Source organism: Tritonibacter sp. SIMBA_163, from assembly GCF_046535935.1.
In the GTDB taxonomy this organism is placed as follows: Bacteria; Pseudomonadota; Alphaproteobacteria; order Rhodobacterales; family Rhodobacteraceae; genus Epibacterium; species Epibacterium scottomollicae.
Genome location: NZ_JAWJBP010000272.1, coordinates 1 through 292 on the forward strand (window position 1 = coordinate 1; position 292 = coordinate 292).

At 54.5% G+C, this 292-nt stretch carries 1 protein-coding gene; it reads left to right on the plus strand.

Annotated elements, in window-relative coordinates; translation table 11 throughout:
* Positions 1-210, plus strand: a 210-nt coding sequence (locus R0J92_RS22375) for a GreA/GreB family elongation factor (RefSeq protein ID WP_411053272.1), incomplete at its 5' end; no start/stop codon positions are given.
* Between the last annotated feature and the right edge of the window lie 82 nt (positions 211-292).

The window sequence follows — 292 nt, forward strand, 5'->3', positions numbered from 1 at the left end:
GTGCGTTTCGGCATGACCGTGGAACTGGAAAATCTGGATGATGGCAAGGTCCGTCGCTGGACCATAGTGGGCGAGGACGAGGCCGACCCGTCAAACGGCAAGATCTCCCATGTCGCGCCTGTCGCCATCCTGCTGTTCGGCAAGCCGGTCGGTGATGTTTTGAAAATCAACAATGTCGAATGGGAAATCGTGTCGCTGACGACAGTTTAGTCTTCTTCTATCTCGACTGTATGGTCACGGAAAAAAGCGGTCGCGCCAGCTTCATCAATCTCGCCGGAAGCAATACCCATCG